Origin of the sequence: Demequina oxidasica (assembly GCF_000975115.1) — a bacterium.
Taxonomy (GTDB): Bacteria; Actinomycetota; Actinomycetes; order Actinomycetales; family Demequinaceae; genus Demequina; species Demequina oxidasica.
The window spans coordinates 105,285-121,709 of sequence record NZ_BBRE01000003.1 but is presented as its reverse complement, the minus strand read 5'-3'; the positions used below and the strand labels follow the sequence as shown (position 1 = coordinate 121,709).

Below are 16,425 nucleotides of genomic sequence, written 5' to 3'. Positions count from 1 at the left end.
ATGGCCTCCGTCTGGTCCTCGTCCGTCAAGCGCTCTTCCGACGGCGCGATCTCCGTGGGCGGTGTTGACGTGCGCGAGCTCGCCGCCGAGCACGGCACCCCTCTCTATGTGGTGGACGAGGCGGACATGCGTGCCCGTGCAGCGGCGTTCCGCGACCACTTCTCCGCCGCGTTTGGACGCAAGGGCGCCGAGGTGGACGTGTACTACGCGAGCAAGGCGTTTCTGTGTTCCCAGGTCGCGCGCTGGATGCGCGAGGAGGATCTGTGTGTGGACGTCGCCTCGTTGGGTGAGCTAGAGATTGCGCTCCGCGGGGGTGTCGCGCCCCAGCACATCGGTCTGCACGGCAATAACAAGTCAGACGCGGAGTTGCGCCGCGCGCTCGAGGTAGGCGTGGGGCGCATCATCGTCGACTCGTTCACCGAGATCGAGGTGCTAGACGCGCTCGCCGCGGAGCTCTCCGTCTCCGCGCCCGTCATGGTGCGCGTCACCACTGGAGTGCATGCGGGCGGGCACGAGTACATCGCCACAAGCCACGAGGACCAGAAATTCGGCCTGTCGTTGGCGACCGGCGCAGCGTACGAGGCGCTAGTCGCGTGCCACGACGCCGCAAATCTCAACCTATTGGGCATCCACACTCACATTGGCAGCCAGATACTGTCGCTCGCAGCGTTCCAGGAGAGCGCGGAGCGCATGCTCGGGCTGCGCGGTGCCTTCACCGCGGACACTGGCGCCGAGCTTCCCGAGGTGGACCTGGGCGGCGGCTACGCGATCGCGTACACCGAGACCGGCGAGGCCCTCGAGACCCGTGACGCCGCCTACGGCATCGCCGATGCCGTGGAGGCGGCCGTCACAAAGGTGGGCGGCACCTGGCCTCGCTTCAGCATTGAGCCCGGCCGTGCGATTGCCGGCCCCGCTGGCATGACGCTCTACACCGTTGGCGTGGTCAAGCAGGTGCAGCTCGAGGACGGTGGCGGTCGTCAATATGTAGCCGTCGACGGCGGCATGAGCGACAACATGCGCACCATTACCTACCAGGCCGAGTACACGGCCACGCTGGCCTCACGTCTCTCTGACGCCGAGTCGGCCCTAAGTCGCGTGGTGGGCAAGCACTGCGAGTCGGGAGACGTAGTGGTGCGGGATGTTCAGCTTCCCCACGACACTGCGCGAGGAGACCTGCTGGCGGTTCCCGCCACCGGTGCCTATGGCCGCTCGATGGCGAACAACTACAACGCCGCACTGCGTCCAGCCGTAGTTGCCGTGCGCGACGGCCAGTCCAAGGTGCTGATCCGGCGCGACACCCTCGACGACCTGCTGCGCTGGGACGTCGCGGCTGAATAGGCCAGTCCGCCTCCTTTTTAGGGTCCGCAGCCGGGGGTTCGTCCCGAGGCGCCTAGTCGGAAAGTCGCGCCCAGGCGGCGATCTCGGCCAGTGCATCGGCGATTTCGCCGTAAACGCGGTCGTACGTGGCCTGGTCTCGCGACCACGGGTCGTCCAGGCTGCGCAGGGGTGCGCGTTCGCGGTTGTGCTCGGCCCGTAGGACTGCCGCCGCGTTCGCTAGTCGTGCTGACGCAGTCTCGCCGTGGGGCGCCGGAGCTCGCGATGCGAGTTCCGCGGCCTGCTTCAGTCCGAACACGTGATCCGGAACGGTCCCAAACTCGCCCTCTATCCAGCGCCGGTGAGACTCGGTGGCCACCAGGACCAGATCTGCGCGCGCAATGAGGCCCTCGTCGAGTTGCGTGGGCTGGTGGCGAGGAATGGCGAGCCCCGCAGCGGAAGCCGACCTGCGCATCGGCGACGGGACGTCCATGCCAATCTCCGCGTACGTGCCGGCGGAACTGACCTCCGCCGCCTCGGCCCAGTTTCGCGCGGCGAGATAGTGCATCGCGGGGGAGCGGCAAATGTTGCCGGTGCAGACCATCAGTACGCGCGCAGTGGAAGTCATTGGTCAACCGTAAGGGACGTGTTGTCCCCAATGTGGCCGCTGAGCCGTCACGCGGCCGCGCACAAAGTTATATTGAGAGAGCGTCATGGTGACGCGGATCAAGGCGAGCGAGAGGCAGGCGACACGTGTCTATCTTCAAGCACCACGACAAAGGCAAGCCGGAGGACGGCGAGGCCGACAAGCCGCGTCGGAACGCTGACAACGATGCCGCCCTCGAGGAGCACTTTGACGGCACTGAGGATCCCATCCAGCGCGAACATGACGAGGCGGAGGCGCGGGAGGCTCGTGCTCAGATCCCTCCTAGGCCGCCGGGAATTTAATAGACTTTGAACGGGGCGGAATACTTCCGTGACCTATTCGTTATAACTAGTGAAGGCCCGCACAACGACGTCGTAAAAAGGAGTGGTTCCGATGACTGGTTCAGAGAACGTTTCCGCAACTGAGCATGAGAAGACTGCGGCCCTGCACGAGATCGCTGAAGAGGTAGTGAAGGAGCGCGAAGAGCGCGGACATTCACTACTGGACGGCGAGAAGGTCGTGAGCAATGAGCCTGACAATTCTGAAGGCAACGAGGACGCCACGCTCGCCGGCGATGTAGAGAGCATTCCCCCCGCCCGTCCGGGCGGCAACTAACGAGTTTGTGAGGTCCCCGCCTGCGAAGGCCCGACCTCACACAAGACCCCCACGGCCCCGGTGTATCCCTCAGCACGCCGGGGCCGTGGGCCTGTCCATGTCTGGGCGATGGTGAGTAGGCGACTCCCACCCTGGCCCGGACAACCGCTAAGGTGTAGCCGTGCCTCAACAGACTGCTGACCCCGTGAAAATCGCCATCCTTGGATGCGGAACTGTGGGCACCCAGGTGATCCGGCTGCTCACGGAGCAGGCCGAGGACATGGCCGCCCGTGTAGGCGCACCCGTCCAGATCAGCGGTGTGTACGTCCGCGACACCTCGGTGGAGCGGGATGCCGTGGTGCCCCGTGACCTCCTTACCTCGGATCTCGCCTCGCTTATTGCAGCCTCCGACATCGTGGTCGAGCTGATGGGCGGCATTGAGCCGGCCCGCACCGCGATCATGGGCGCGCTTGATGCTGGCAAGGCCGTTGTCACTGCAAACAAGGCCTTGCTCGCCCTAAAGGGAGCCGAACTCTACGAGGCCGCCGACTCAGCCAACGCGGATCTCTACTTCGAGGCCGCCGTCGCGGGCGCGATTCCGCTGGTGCGTCCGGTGCGCGAGTCACTCGCAGGGGACCGCGTGCAGCGCATCCTCGGGATTGTGAACGGCACCACCAACTACGTGCTCGACGAGATGACCACCAAGGGGCTGCCCTACGACGAGGTCGTGGCCGAAGCCCAGCGGTTGGGCTACGCCGAGGCCGACCCCACCGCAGACGTGGAGGGGCATGATGCCGCGGCGAAGGCCGCGATCCTCGCGTCTCTCGCGTTCCACCAGCGGGTCTCGCTCGACGACGTCTTCTGCGAGGGCATCAGTGCGGTGACGGCAGACGACGTTGCCGCGGCCACCGAGTCTGGTCACGTCATCAAGCTGCTTGCTATTGCGGAAAGTACAGACGGAGGAGTGACGGTTCGCGTGCACCCGGCTCTGGTTCCACTAACACACCCGCTCGCCGGAGTACGTGGCGCGTTCAACGCCGTGTTCATCGAGGCGGAGTCCGCGGGTGAGCTCATGTTCTACGGACAGGGAGCGGGCGGGGCGCCCACAGCATCGGCCGTCATGGGTGACGTCGTATCCGTCGCCCGCCACATCGCTGGTGGCGGCAAGGGGCCCCGTGAGTCCAACTACGCCGACCTGCCTGTGCTGCCGATTTCGGCGGCGCTCACGCGTTTCCAACTGCGACTCAATGTCGCGGACCGGCCGGGCGTACTCGCGGCAGTGTCCGCGATCCTTGCGGGTAAGGGCATCTCGATCGAGACAGTGCGTCAGAGCGCGGGTGCCGAGGGCACCGCCGAACTAGTGATTTCGACGCATCGAGCGCCAGAGAAGGACTTGGATCAGATGGTCTCGGACCTGCGCGCCAACGATGCTGTCAACGCAGTGCTGTCCGTGCTGCGAATTGAGGGGGAGTAATGGCGCACGTGTGGAACGGAATTATCCGTGAGTACATGGACCGAATGCCGTTTGACGAGGGTGACCGCGTGGTTTCGCTTGGCGAGGGTGGCACGCCGCTGATCCACGCGTCGACGATTTCGTCGATGGTGGGTGCTGAGGTTTACGTCAAGTACGAGGGCATGAACCCCACGGGCTCGTTCAAGGACCGGGGCATGACGTCCGCGATCACGCAAGTCGTCAAGGACGGAGACCACACGGTGGTGTGCGCGTCCACTGGCAACACCAGCGCCTCCGCCGCTGCCTACGCAGCACACGCGGGACTCCAGTGCGTCGTGATGATCCCGCAGGGCAAGATCGCTGCAGGAAAGATGGCTCAAGCAATCGTCCACGGCGCGAAGCTCGTTCAGGTAGATGGCAATTTTGACGAGTGCCTCGACATCGTGAGAGCCCTCAGCGAGGACTACCCCGTAGCACTGGTGAACTCGGTGAATCCGTACCGCCTGCAGGGTCAGAAAACGGCGGCCTTTGAGATAGTCGATCAGTTGGGCGACGCGCCAGACATCCACATGCTCCCCGTCGGTAACGCCGGCAACATCTCTGCCTACTGGATGGGCTTCAACGAGTACGCCGACGCAGGTATAGCGACCAAGCGGCCCAAGATTTGGGGCCTCCAGGCTGAGGGCTCCGCGCCATTCGTCGCAGGACACCCGATCAAGGACCCAGAAACCGTCGCCACCGCGATCCGCATCGGCAAGCCCGCCTCGTGGGACCTGGCGATTGCCGCCCGCGACGAGTCCGGCGGTTGGATCCGTGCCGTCTCCGACGACGCGATCCTGCGTGCCCAGGCCATGCTTGCAGCGGACGTCGGCGTGTTCGTCGAGCCGGCATCGGCCGCACCCATCGCCGGACTTCTGGCAGCATCGGCCGCGGGGGAAGTACCCAAGGGCGCGACCATTACCTGCACCGTCACGGGCAACGGCCTGAAGGACACCGCCACTGCGCTCAAGGGGCGCGAGGTCGAGCCTGAGGTGATCCCCGTCGATGTCGCGGCCGCGGCACACGCGCTGGGACTGTAACAATGCGACTGGGTGCTGACCATGTACGGGTCACCGTTCCGGCAACCGCCGGAAATCTAGGTCCCGGCTTCGACGCCCTCGGCATGGCGCTGGGCTTGGTGGACGAGGTCGAGGTGCGCGCGCTCGGCAGTAGCCAGGTAACAATCGAGATTGAGGGCGAGGGTGCCGACACCCTGCCGCGCGACGAGTCGCACCTGCTTGTGCAGGCGCTGCGTGCGGCCATCGATCACGTGAACGCCCCGCAGATGGGCCTGCACATCAAGGCGACCAATCGCATCCCGCATGGCCGTGGCTTGGGATCTTCGGCGGCCGCGGTCGTGGCTGGAATCTCTGCCGCGCGCGGGCTGATCGCGGAGCCCGAGGCGCTGTCTGCAGAGATCGCACTGGATCTGGCGACTAAGTTTGAGGGGCACCCAGACAACGCCGCACCGGCAATCTACGGCGGCGCGACGGTGGCGTGGCTCGACGAGGTAGGCGCTCATGCGTCCCCGCTCGCGATTGCTCCCGAGATCGAGACTGCCGTGCTGATCCCCGGCTCGGTACTGCCGACCAAGCAGGCGCGATCGGTGCTGCCCGCGCAAGTGCCTCACACGCATGCCGCGTTCAACCTTGGGCGCGCCGCGCTCCTGGTCAACGCGTTGGCGGGCCGTCCCGAGGACCTCCTTGCCGCGACCGAGGATAAGCTGCACCAGCACTACCGTGCCGACATCATGGCGTCCGCCATGGAGATGATGCGTTACCTGCGTGACCAGGGGCTGGCTGCCGTAATCTCGGGAGCTGGCCCTTCTGTTTTGGTGATGGGGGAATCGCTCGCGGACTCGTTCCTGACCACTGGCGACGCGAAGTGGGCCAAGGGCCTTGGCGGCGACGATTGGCGCGTGATCCACACGGTCGAGCGGGTTCCGGGAGCCACGGCGCTGCGCATCTAGCGCGGTTCCTTCACCCGCTCGCCTCCTCCACCTGCACCTGCGCGTCCACCTGCACCTGCGCGTCCACCTGCACCTGCACCTGCACCTGCACCTCCCTCGCCCTCACCACTCCCGCCCCACGTGCTCGACCACCCGCGCCTAAACTCCAGCGTTCAGGAAATGGTTGAACTCTGAGGCTCCGGGGCCCCTATGTTCACACCGTGGTTGATTTGCGATGCAGCAGCACCTTGATCAGCCTGGCGCGACACCATTCGGGACGTTGCATGACGTCCGAATATCCAAATCTCACTGTCAAGATTCCAATTGACGCGAGATCGGAATCGCGCCGAATATCCCGTTCGTGCGCAAGCTTGTCACTGTGAAACGCGGCGCCATCGAGCTCGACCGCCGTGCGCGTGGCGGCGTCATAGAAGTCGCATCGATATCTCTTTGTGCCAACTCGTAGCCAGTGTTGCTGATTCAGATGCGATAACTCGGAACAGTTGAAAACAAACCTGACGCCCTGGTACTCAAGGAAACTCTCCGAACCTCGCGCCGCAGCATCGGCCGCCTGACGTAGTGCTTGCCGGGCCCGGATGCGAGGAATGGTTCGCAGAGCATTGGCGAGGTCGGGGAGGTAGAGCAACCGCAACGCAACGGCGCGGAAGAGAACAGTGTCGCGCGATCTAGGTGCCATAAAACCGTATGACTGAGTCAGCGCGACCTCGGCGGTGACGATCGCGAGCCCGTGCCATTCGGCGGTGACGACGGGGTAGGTGATTCGCGTCATCTTCACCCATGACGGCGTGGAGCGACCGTTGCTGTGAGGAACGATGACCTGGATGACTAAGGGGGGCTGGTCGAGCAATCCCCAAAGAAACAGTGCTGACTCGCCGCCCAGTGCCGCCCGCGGACCTGCCCACCTCAAGACCGCGTGGGCGCGTGCGGCGAACGAGTCCTGATGTTCTGCCGCGATGAAGATCCCCGCGAAGGCGCGGATGAGCACACCCCGTTTTACCGCGGTGCGCAGGGTTTGGCGACTTGTCAGGGATTCCAGTTCGGCGCGCGAGTAAGAGCGCACGTCCCGGGAGACATACTCGCGAATAAGTTGTAAACCTAAGTGCTTTGCCATGCTTCGTTGCTACCGAATACGCGCGGGCGCTCGCTTCGTCCATTCGATATCTGTGGATGGGATCAACCACCTGGTGAACATGGGGACACAAGTCGTGCGGATTTCCACCATTTCCTGAACGCTGAGTTCTGGGGCAGGGGCAGGGGCAGGGCAGGGGCAGGGCAGGCAGAGGGCGCTAGCGTGGGGGTATGACCATTCGGCCCGCAGTCCCGGCAGATCGCCCCGCGATTGAACGGATCTGCCTCCTCACCGCGGCGGCTGGCGGCGATGCCACGGGGGAGCACAGCGACCAGACGATGCTGTCCGACGTCTACGCCACGCCTTACCTTGACGGGCCGGGCGGCTTCGCACTCGTGTGGGACGAGGGCGAAGGCCCGCTGGGCTACATCCTCGGTACCAGCGATACGGTGGCATTCCAGGAGTGGTTCACGGGAGTCTGGTGGCCGTCGGTGACGGCATCTCACAGCGAGAGTAACGACGCCGACCGCAAGCTTCTCGCGTCGGCCACCAACCCGGTCCGCATGCTGACGAGCGTGCTGGCCAATTACCCCGCGCATCTGCACGTTGACCTGCTTCCCGAGGCCCAAGGCAGGGGAGCGGGGAGGGCCCTCATCGAGGCAGCGTGCGAGCTCCTCGCGGAGCGTGGCGTGTCCGGCGTGCACCTGGAGGTCGATCCCGCCAACGTACGGGCACTTGCGTTCTACCCGCGAGTTGGCTTTGATCTGGAGGCAGATCAGCAGGGCAATCCGGTCTTCTGTAGGCGCCTCGCAGTTGCGGAGTGAGCGCTCACTCACTAAGGTCAGGGAGTGACCACCAAGCCTCCCCGTGCGCGCCCAATGTCCGTCGAGGATCGGCGCGAATCGATTCTCGACGCGGCGCTCCCTCTGCTGCGGGAGAGGGGTGCCGACGTCACCACGCGCGAGATCGCAGACGCCGCGGCCATCGCCGAGGGCACCATCTTTCGCGCCTTCTCCGACAAGCAGGAGATTATCGATACGGCCGTCGCACGTGCCATCGATCCGGCGCCCACATACGAGAGACTCCGTGAGATCGACCCGGACCTGTCGCTCGAGGACACCATCGCGAGCATTGTGGGCATCCTGCGCGAGAGGTTCGCCGGGCTTGTGGGCCTCATGTCCATCCTCGGAAGGCGCGAGCACCCGGACGGCAAGCACGCCCACGGCGACCACCCGCACGACCACCCCGAATCAGCGGGCGCGACCATCATGGCTGCCCTCCTTGAACGTCACAGCGACCGCATGCGCCTTGATCCTGCGTCCGCAGCTCACGTGATTCGAGTCTTAGTGTTCGGGGTCTCGATGCCGCTGTTCGGTACTGAATCTGAGCTCACTACAGACGACATAGTCGACTTCGTCCTTCGGGGCATCGTCAAGGAAGGGGCTTAGCCCATGCTCTGGAATCTCCTGGTCACGTCCGTCAAGCCCTATTGGCAGTTGCTCGTAGGCGTGGTCGTCTTCCAACTCGCGCAGTCCATCGCGAATCTCTTCCTTCCGAGTCTGAACGCCGACATCATCGACAACGGCGTGGCAGTAGGAAACATCGACTACATCTGGCAGGTGGGCGGCATCATGCTGGGCTTGTCGTTCGTGCAGGTCATCTGCTCGATCGTCGCGGTGTTCTTTGGAGCAATGCTCGCGATGCGCGTGGGGCGCGACCTGCGCGCACAGATCTTTGGACAAGTGGGCACGTTCTCAGAGAACGAAGTGCAACACTTCGGCGCTCCCTCGTTGATCACGCGCTCGACCAATGACGTCCAGCAGGTGCAGATGCTCGTGCTGATGAGCTCGACCCTGTTGGTCACTGCGCCGTTCATGGCGATCGGGGGCGTGATTATGGCGATGCAGCAGGACGTGACGCTTTCCTGGATCTTTGTCATCGCCATCCCAGTGCTGTTGATCGCAGTCTCGCTGATTATCGTGCGCATGGTCCCGCACTTCCGCCGCATGCAGAAGCGGATCGACGCTATCAACCGTGTGATGCGTGAGCAGTTGACGGGCATCCGCGTGATTCGCGCTTTTGTGCGCGAGCCTGAGGAGCGCGCCCGATTCGGCAAGGCGAACGAGGAAGTCACCGACTCCGCGCTGCGTGCAGGCCGACTCATGGCAGCGATGTTCCCTGTCGTGACCCTGGTCCTCAACGTGTCGTCGGTCGCGGTGCTGTGGTTCGGTGCAGACTTGGTCGACTCGGGAGAGATGCAGGTGGGCGCGCTCACGGCCTTCCTCACGTACCTGATCCAGATTCTGATGGCCGTCATGATGGCCACTTTCCTGTTCGTCATGGTGCCCCGCGCGACAGTCTCAGCGGACCGAATCGGCGAGGTTTTGGGAACCGACTCGACGGTTGTCCCGCCTCTCAATCCCGTGACCGAACTCCACGAACCGGGGGCCGTCGAGCTCAAGGACGTGACGTTCCAGTACCCGGGCGCCGAACAGCCGGTGCTGTCCCACATCACCTTTTCTGCCAAGCGCGGTACGACCACCGCGATCGTTGGCTCGACCGGCGCGGGAAAGACGACGCTCCTCAACCTGTTGCCTCGCCTCTACGACGCGACTGCCGGTCAGGTCAGGATCGCCGGCGTTGACGTCGCAGACGCCGACCTCGACGAATTGTGGAAGCGGATTGGCATCGTCCCTCAGCGGCCTTACCTTTTCAGCGGAACCGTTGCCTCCAACTTGCGATACGGGAACCCCGATGCCACTGATGACGAACTCTGGGAGGCCCTCAGCACCGCGCAGGCGAGGGACTTTGTCGAGGCGATGCCGGGTCAACTCGAGGCTCCCATCGCGCAGGGCGGCACTACCGTCTCTGGCGGCCAGCGACAGCGACTCTCAATCGCCCGAGCGTTAGTCCGCAAGCCCGATATCTTCCTCTTTGATGACTCGTTCTCTGCACTGGATACCGCCACCGACGCGCGCCTACGCAGGGCGCTCAAGGCCTCAGTGGTGAATGCGACCATGATCGTGGTCGCGCAGCGCGTTTCGTCAATCGTCGATGCCGACCAGATTCTGGTCCTGGACGACGGGGTCATCGTCGACCGCGGCACTCACGACCAACTCCTTAAGACGTCTCAGACCTACCAGGAGATTGTCAGTACGCAGCTCCGAGCGGAGGATGCGGCATGAGCAACCCGACACGTACGGAGGTCCCTGAGCAGGATCCACAACACGAGGACAAGGTCCCGGACCGTCCCCGGGGCGGAGGCCACGGCCCTTTTGGCGGCGCTCAGATGCCCGCCGAGAAGGCGATGAACTTCAAGGGTTCAGCCAAGCGACTCATGGGCCACCTGCGCCCAGAGCGCACACTGGTCTTTGCCGTGATCCTGCTGGGCGCTGTCTCGGTCACCCTGTCCGTGATCGGCCCCAAGATTCTTGGAGAGGCCACCACGGTCATCTACGAAGGCTTCATCACTCAGACTCCCATCGACTTTGGGCGTCTGCACACCATCCTGTTGTGGGTAGTGGTGATCTACGTCGCCTCGTCGCTCCTCGCACTCGTGCAGGGCTACATCCTCAACGGCGTTACGCAGCGCACTGTCTTCCGCCTGCGCCAGCAGGTTGAGGCCAAGATCCACGATCTACCGCTCAGCTACTTTGACCGCCACCAGCGCGGTGACCTGCTCAGCCGTGTGACCAATGACATCGACAACGTGTCGCAGACACTTCAACAGACACTGAGTCAGCTATTCACCTCGGTGCTGACCATCATCGGCGTGGTCGTGATGATGTTCGTTATCTCACCTCAGCTCGCCCTGATTGCGCTGGTCTCCATCCCGCTGACGCTCGTGATCGTCGCCGTGGTGGCGAAACGCTCGCAAAAAATGTTTGTGGACCAGTGGAAGCACACGGGAACACTGAACGCCCAGATCGAGGAGACTTACACCGGCCACGCACTTGTCAAGGTGTTTGGCCGCCGCCGCGAGGTCGAGAGCCGTTTCGAGGACAAGAACGAGGAGCTTTACAAGGCCAGCTTTGGCGCTCAGTTCGTCAGCGGCATCATCATGCCGGCAACGCAGTTTGTGGGCAACCTCGTGTATGTCGCGATCGCCGTCGTCGGTGGGGTAATGGTCGCCAATGGCGCCCTGCCGCTCGGCGACATCCAGGCCTTCATCCAGTATTCGCGTCAGTTCTCGCAGCCGCTGTCACAGCTCGGCTCGATGGCCAACCTGCTGCAGTCCGGCATTGCCAGCGCCGAGCGTGTCTTTGAGCTGCTCGACGCCGACGAGCAGAGCGAGGATGTGGACCCACCGCAGACTCCCGGCGCGCTTAACGGCCGCTTGGTGTTCGAGGACGTCAACTTCAGTTATACCGAGGACACCCCCCTCATCGAGGACCTGTCGCTCGTGGCCGAGCCAGGCAAGACGGTCGCGATCGTGGGGCCGACTGGCGCGGGCAAGACCACGCTCGTGAACCTCATCATGCGCTTCTACGAACTCGACAAGGGCCGCATCACACTAGATGGCGTAGACATCGCGAAAATGACCCGCGACGACCTCCGTTCGCGCACGGGCATGGTGCTGCAGGACGCGTGGACGTTCGAGGGCACCATCCGCGAAAACATAGCCTACGGCCGGCCGGATGCGACGGACGAGGAGATCCAGGCCGCCGCTGAAGCGAGTTACGTGGACCGGTTTGTGCACTCGTTGCCAGACGGGTACAACACCATCCTGGACGACGAGGCTGGCAACATCAGCGCCGGCCAGAAGCAGCTGCTCACGATTGCTCGGGCATTCCTTGCGAGGCCGTCGGTACTGATCCTGGACGAGGCCACGAGCTCCGTCGACACCCGTACCGAACTGCTGGTCCAGCACGCGATGAGCGAGCTGCGCCGCGACCGCACTAGCTTTGTGATTGCCCACCGCCTATCCACGATTCGTGACGCGGATTTGATTCTCGTGATGGAGAGCGGCCACATCATGGAGCAGGGCACGCACGCAGAGTTGCTCGCTGCGAACGGCGCGTACTCGCGGCTGTACGAGGCGCAGTTCGCGGCGCCCATTGATGAGGTGGACGGCCCCATCGACGAGATTAAACCGCCCAGCATGGAGACGCCGGTCGCCTTCGAACACGCCGATGTCCCGCACCCGGACTCACCTCCGCACGCCGGCGAAGAGCCAAGCGCATAAGCCAAGCCATACGGCGGCCCATGCTGGGGCCGCAAGGTCTCCCCAGCATCGGCCGATGCTGGGGCTGGCTTTGTAGGGGAGCCAGAAACACTGAAGGCCGCCACCCCTGTCGCAGGGTGACGGCCTTCAATGAGGAGGTGCGTCGACTATGACCGACGCGGTGGTGAGCGCTATTTACTACTTGTCTCACGGTTTGCGAAGCGCTGCTGCAGGAGCACCGCGACGACGATGATAATGCCCTTGGCAACCAACTGAATCGAGCTGGAGAGGTTGTTCTGGGTGAACACGTTGGTCAGCGTGGCGAAGAGCATGACGCCCAGCACGGTGCCGCCAATGGTGCCGCGACCGCCGATGAGCAGGGTGCCACCTACTACTACCGCGGCGATTGCGTCTAGCTCCAGGAGCTGACCGTGCGTCGAGGTGCCGGCCGTAGTGCGCGAAAGCAGCATGGTCGCGGCGATTCCGGCAGTGGCTCCACAGAGCATGTACAGGTAGACGGTGTGGCGACGGACCTTCACACCGGCGAGGCGCGCGGCCGTGGCGTTGCCACCGATGGCGACGGTGCGGCGGCCGAACGTAGTGCGGTTGAACAGCAGCCATCCCAGGACGGAGACCAGGGCGAAGATCCACACGACCCAGGAGATGCCCAGGAAGTCGCTGCGGAAGAAGTTGAGGAACCCCGAGTTGTCCACCACCTGCGTCTGGCGCTGCGAGATGAGCTCGGCGAGGCCACGCGCCGCGACGAGCATGGCGAGTGTTGCCATAAAGGCGACCACCTTGCCGTACGCGATGATCAACCCGTTCAGGAGCCCGGCGATCACACCTACGGCGATGGCGACGAACACCATGAGCGGCCAGAAGCCCGATGCTGCGGTCTGGATGGCGCCGAGGCTGGCGACCACCGACGCGAGTCCGAGGACTGAACCGACGGAGAGATCGATTCCGCCAGCCGTGATGACGAACGTCATGCCGATCGAGACGACACCGATCACAGAGGCGTAGCGCAGGATGACCAGGAGGTTGTCGACGCTCATGAAGTTCTCGCCGGCCGTGACGGCACCGATGATTACGAGAACAACTAGCGCGACGATGAGGCCGATGCTGCGGCCAAATCCGCTTGCTAGGAAGCGCTTGGAGTTGCTTGGCTGGGTAGTCGACTGATTTTCGTCGGCCACCGCGACCGCTTCAATCTCGTCGTGGGGGGTGGGGGTGGTGGTCGGCTCGCTCACGCGGCACTTCCCTTCATGACCAAGTCGAGCACTCCGTGCTCGGTGATTTCGGTTGCTGGTTTCTCGGCAATGACGCGTCCGTCTGCGATGACGAGCACGCGGTCGGCCAGGCCGAGTACTTCTTCAATCTCACTCGACACCACGACGATGGCCGTGCCGGCCGCCGCGAGCTTACGAATGAGGGCGTAGATCTCCATGCGAGCGCCGACGTCGACGCCACGAGTGGGCTCATCGAGCAATAGCACCTTGGTACCGTGGATGAGCCAGCGAGCGAGCATGATCTTCTGCTGGTTTCCCCCGGAAAGCGTGCGGGTGATGCGGTTCGGCTCTGCGGGGCGCAGTTCCAGCGCCTTCATCTGCTCCTCGGTCGCTGCACGCTCGGCCTGCTCGTCCAGGAATGGTCCCTTGGCAAAACGCGTGAAGGTTGACAGCGTGGCGTTGCGGTAGATGGGCTCCTCGAGCATTAGCCCCTGGCTCTTGCGCTCCTCGGGGGAGAGGCCCATGTCAGCGTCGACAGCGGCGCTAACTGATCCGAGCTTGAGCGCTTCGCCGCCAATCTTGACGGATCCGGACGAGGGCTTGCGTTCGCCGTAGATAGCCTCGAGGATTTCGGAGCGACCCGAACCCACCAGGCCCGCGAGGCCGATGATCTCGCCGGCGCGCAGGTCGAAGCTCACGTCGCTGAACGTGCCGGGTGCGCTGAGGTCGGAGACCTCAAGTACCACGGGCGCGTCTGAAGCCAGCGGAACCGCGGGCGGGAACACATGGTCCATGTCGGTGCCGGTCATGAGAGAGATGAGCTTCTTAGTAGAAGACCCCTTGACCGGAAGCCCCGAAGCGGTACTCGCGCCATCCTTGATGACGCTAATACGGTCACCGATACGCGTGATCTCCTCCAGACGGTGGGAGATATAGACGATGGCTATGCCCTGCGACTTCAGCTCCGCTACAACGCGGAAGAGGTTATTGACCTCCTCCGAGTCGAGTACGGCACTCGGCTCGTCCATGATCATCAGCTTGACGTCGTGGGACAGCGCACGCGCCATTGCCACGATCTGCTTGTTGGCAGCGGAGAGCGTGCCCACCTCCCTGTTGGGGGAGAGGTCGGCGTGACCCAACCGCTTCATGAGATCACGCGTCGCCTGAGCGGTCTCGCGTAGGTTCGTAAACCCTCCACGAGTTTTCTCGTGTCCCAGGAAGATATTCTCGGCGATCGTGAGTCCGTCCACGACGTCGAGCTCCTGGTACATGGTCGCGATACCGAGCTCGATAGCAGCGATCGGATCGGAGATGGTGACGACGTCACCATTCCACCGGATCTCGCCGCTATCCGGCTGGTGCGCGCCCGCAAGCACCTTGATAAGGGTGGACTTCCCGGCACCGTTCTGCCCAAGCACGCAGTGCACTTCACCCGCACGCACGTCAAAATCGACGCCCTTGAGGGCTCGAGCGCTGCCGAAGCTCTTGGTGAGCGCGGTAACTTCGAGTAATGACTTTTGTTGGTCGTCTTTGATCACGCGAGAAACATAACACAGGCCAATTGGTGACGGGAAGAGATCGACATACGCGCCAAAACGGCGGCTATGACGCGAATTTGCGCGTATTTACGCACGAACTGGCTCCGGGGGAACCCCGAGGCGCCAAAATTTCTGTTGCCAAATAGTTATGATTTTGACCAGGCAAAAGTTGCACAACGCGGTTGTCCTTCTGCTAGGTTGACGATGTCAGTGTGGACAAAGCACATGGAAGCGAGAGGTTCGTGGACGTGAGCAACTCGCTCCTTATTTCTGGCAACGACGACAGTAATCAAACAGGAGGAAACATGAACGCATCACGTACCAAGCGCATGCGCATTTTGGCAGCAGGCGGCGCAATTGCAGCACTCGCCCTTGTGGCGGGCTGCAGCTCAGACGCGGATGACACCGCGTCGTCCGCACCGGAGGCCAGCGACTCCATGGACGCTGGCACCGACGCTGGCACCGACACCGGCAGCGGCGAGAACGTCGTTATCGGCTTCTCCGGCCCCGCGGCAGACCACGGTTGGTTGGGTGCGATCAACTCCGCAGCCATCGCCGAGGGTCAGAAGTACGACGACGTCGAGCTCAAAGTTTCCGAGGGCACGAACGACGCGAACCTTCAGATCAGCCAGGTTGAGACCTTCATCAACGAGGGTGTCGACGCCATTGTGTTGCTTCCCACGGATGGTGCAGCACTGACCGAGGCCGCAACTAAGGCCATGGCCGCGGGTATCCCCGTCATCAACGTTGACCGCGAGTTCTCTTCGACCGACGCATCGCGCGTCACGATCCTCGGTGACAACTACGGCATGGGCGTGAGCGCCGGTAACTACATCTGCGAGCAGCTCGACGGAAACACCGACGCTGTCGTTGCAGAGATCGCCGGCATCGACTCGCTGCCGCTGACCCAGGACCGTACGGCAGGCTTCAATGACGCACTCGCTGAGTGTGGTCTGAGCGTAGACGCACGCGTCGCCGCTGACTTCACCATCGCTGGTGGCCAGGAAGTGACCGCGCAGCTGCTGTCGGCAAACCCTCAGATCGACGCGATCTGGAACCACGATGACGACCAGGGAATCGGCGTCCTCGCGGCAATCGATGAGGCTGGCCGTGACGAGTTCTTCATGGTGGGTGGCGCTGGTTCGCTCAACGCCATGAACGACATCAAGGCTGACAACACGGTTCTCAAGGCGACGGTTATCTACCCGTCGACGCAGGCAGCGGACGGCATCGCGCTCGCCCGTCTCGTGGCTCAGGGTGGCAACATGCCCGGCCTCGCATCGCCCGGCGTCCCGGTTCGCATCGTCCTCGATGCTCCCGTGGTGACCGCTGACAACGTCGATGAGTACATGGAAATCGGCTTCAAGTCCTAGTAGGAAGCGGGGCGTCCACCTCCTCGGAGGTGGACGC

At 63.5% G+C, this 16,425-nt stretch carries 15 protein-coding genes; 11 read left to right on the top strand and 4 right to left on the bottom strand.

The genetic code is table 11. The features are described 5' to 3' along the window. Positions 1-1,338, top strand: a complete 1,338-nt coding sequence (gene lysA, locus AOP77_RS09480) for a diaminopimelate decarboxylase (RefSeq protein WP_062212901.1) — start codon at positions 1-3, stop codon at positions 1,336-1,338. A 52-nt stretch (positions 1,339-1,390) separates the two neighbouring features. Here lysA and AOP77_RS09475 read toward each other — a convergent pair whose 3' ends face one another. After that, positions 1,391-1,942 carry an arsenate reductase/protein-tyrosine-phosphatase family protein gene (locus tag AOP77_RS09475; RefSeq protein WP_062212898.1) on the bottom strand — a complete coding sequence of 184 codons (552 nt, stop codon included), beginning with the start codon at positions 1,940-1,942 and terminating at the stop codon, positions 1,391-1,393. Between the two features lie 125 nt (positions 1,943-2,067). Between AOP77_RS09475 and AOP77_RS09470 the strand changes: the two genes are divergently transcribed. The 5 genes from AOP77_RS09470 (at position 2,068) to thrB (ending at position 6,015) form a co-directional block, all read left to right on the top strand. Beyond that, positions 2,068-2,262, top strand: coding sequence for a hypothetical protein (locus AOP77_RS09470; RefSeq protein ID WP_062212895.1), 195 nt, complete (start codon positions 2,068-2,070; stop codon positions 2,260-2,262). A 91-nt stretch (positions 2,263-2,353) separates the two neighbouring features. Then, positions 2,354-2,575 (top strand): hypothetical protein, encoded by a 222-nt coding sequence (locus AOP77_RS09465; RefSeq protein WP_062212892.1) that lies wholly within the window; start codon positions 2,354-2,356, stop codon positions 2,573-2,575. A gap of 160 nt (positions 2,576-2,735) precedes the next feature. Then, a complete protein-coding gene (locus AOP77_RS09460) occupies positions 2,736-4,028 on the top strand; it encodes a homoserine dehydrogenase (RefSeq protein ID WP_062212891.1) in 1,293 nt (430 codons plus the stop codon). Further along, the gene (gene thrC / locus AOP77_RS09455) at positions 4,028-5,086 is read left to right on the top strand and encodes a threonine synthase (RefSeq protein WP_062212888.1); all 1,059 of its coding nucleotides are present in this window, start codon (positions 4,028-4,030) and stop codon (positions 5,084-5,086) included. Before AOP77_RS09460 ends, thrC begins: the two co-directional genes overlap by 1 nt. A 2-nt stretch (positions 5,087-5,088) precedes the next feature. Continuing rightward, positions 5,089-6,015: a homoserine kinase gene (gene thrB / locus AOP77_RS09450; RefSeq protein WP_062212884.1), complete on the top strand. Its 927-nt coding sequence runs from the start codon at positions 5,089-5,091 to the stop codon at positions 6,013-6,015. A gap of 193 nt (positions 6,016-6,208) precedes the next feature. Here the strand turns inward: thrB and AOP77_RS09445 are convergent, their stop codons facing one another. After that, complete coding sequence (locus AOP77_RS09445; RefSeq protein WP_062212881.1) at positions 6,209-7,126, bottom strand: DUF559 domain-containing protein; 918 nt, start codon at positions 7,124-7,126, stop codon at positions 6,209-6,211. Between the two features lie 188 nt (positions 7,127-7,314). On the opposite strand from AOP77_RS09445, the gene AOP77_RS09440 reads away from it, so the two are divergent. Genes AOP77_RS09440 through AOP77_RS09425 form a run of 4 tightly spaced genes read left to right on the top strand, consistent with a single transcriptional unit; the run spans position 7,315 to position 12,269 of the window. Next, the gene (locus AOP77_RS09440; protein ID WP_062212878.1) at positions 7,315-7,908 is read left to right on the top strand and encodes a GNAT family N-acetyltransferase; all 594 of its coding nucleotides are present in this window, start codon (positions 7,315-7,317) and stop codon (positions 7,906-7,908) included. A gap of 24 nt (positions 7,909-7,932) precedes the next feature. Then, positions 7,933-8,532, top strand: coding sequence for a TetR/AcrR family transcriptional regulator (locus AOP77_RS09435; protein ID WP_152649855.1), 600 nt, complete (start codon positions 7,933-7,935; stop codon positions 8,530-8,532). Between the two features lie 3 nt (positions 8,533-8,535). Next, positions 8,536-10,269, top strand: coding sequence for an ABC transporter ATP-binding protein (locus AOP77_RS09430; protein WP_062212873.1), 1,734 nt, complete (start codon positions 8,536-8,538; stop codon positions 10,267-10,269). Then, entirely contained in the window at positions 10,266-12,269 is a 2,004-nt protein-coding gene (locus AOP77_RS09425; protein ID WP_084622521.1) for an ABC transporter ATP-binding protein, read from the top strand. Before AOP77_RS09430 ends, AOP77_RS09425 begins: the two co-directional genes overlap by 4 nt. Positions 12,270-12,439: 170 nt before the next feature. Here the strand turns inward: AOP77_RS09425 and AOP77_RS09420 are convergent, their stop codons facing one another. Beyond that, the gene (locus AOP77_RS09420; RefSeq protein ID WP_084622520.1) at positions 12,440-13,498 is read right to left on the bottom strand and encodes an ABC transporter permease; all 1,059 of its coding nucleotides are present in this window, start codon (positions 13,496-13,498) and stop codon (positions 12,440-12,442) included. After that, complete coding sequence (locus AOP77_RS09415) at positions 13,495-15,015, bottom strand: sugar ABC transporter ATP-binding protein (protein WP_201774116.1); 1,521 nt, start codon at positions 15,013-15,015, stop codon at positions 13,495-13,497. The genes AOP77_RS09420 and AOP77_RS09415 overlap by 4 nt, the downstream gene beginning before the upstream one ends. A gap of 305 nt (positions 15,016-15,320) precedes the next feature. Here AOP77_RS09415 and AOP77_RS09410 point away from each other — a divergent pair, with 305 nt between their 5' ends. Further along, positions 15,321-16,388, top strand: coding sequence for a substrate-binding domain-containing protein (locus AOP77_RS09410; RefSeq protein ID WP_062212871.1), 1,068 nt, complete (start codon positions 15,321-15,323; stop codon positions 16,386-16,388). Positions 16,389-16,425: the final 37 nt, after the last annotated feature.

Bases quoted from the DNA above. Each gene is read 5' to 3' on its own strand.
- lysA (WP_062212901.1), top strand. From the start codon at position 1: ATGGCCTCCGTCTGGTCCTCGTCCGTCAAGCGCTCTTCCGACGGCGCG.
- AOP77_RS09475 (WP_062212898.1), bottom strand. From the start codon at position 1,942: ATGACTTCCACTGCGCGCGTACTGATGGTCTGCACCGGCAACATTTGC.
- AOP77_RS09465 (WP_062212892.1), top strand. From the start codon at position 2,354: ATGACTGGTTCAGAGAACGTTTCCGCAACTGAGCATGAGAAGACTGCG.
- thrC (WP_062212888.1), top strand. From the start codon at position 4,028: ATGGCGCACGTGTGGAACGGAATTATCCGTGAGTACATGGACCGAATG.
- thrB (WP_062212884.1), top strand. From the start codon at position 5,089: ATGCGACTGGGTGCTGACCATGTACGGGTCACCGTTCCGGCAACCGCC.
- AOP77_RS09445 (WP_062212881.1), bottom strand. From the start codon at position 7,126: ATGGCAAAGCACTTAGGTTTACAACTTATTCGCGAGTATGTCTCCCGG.
- AOP77_RS09440 (WP_062212878.1), top strand. From the start codon at position 7,315: ATGACCATTCGGCCCGCAGTCCCGGCAGATCGCCCCGCGATTGAACGG.
- AOP77_RS09430 (WP_062212873.1), top strand. From the start codon at position 8,536: ATGCTCTGGAATCTCCTGGTCACGTCCGTCAAGCCCTATTGGCAGTTG.
- AOP77_RS09425 (WP_084622521.1), top strand. From the start codon at position 10,266: ATGAGCAACCCGACACGTACGGAGGTCCCTGAGCAGGATCCACAACAC.
- AOP77_RS09410 (WP_062212871.1), top strand. From the start codon at position 15,321: ATGAACGCATCACGTACCAAGCGCATGCGCATTTTGGCAGCAGGCGGC.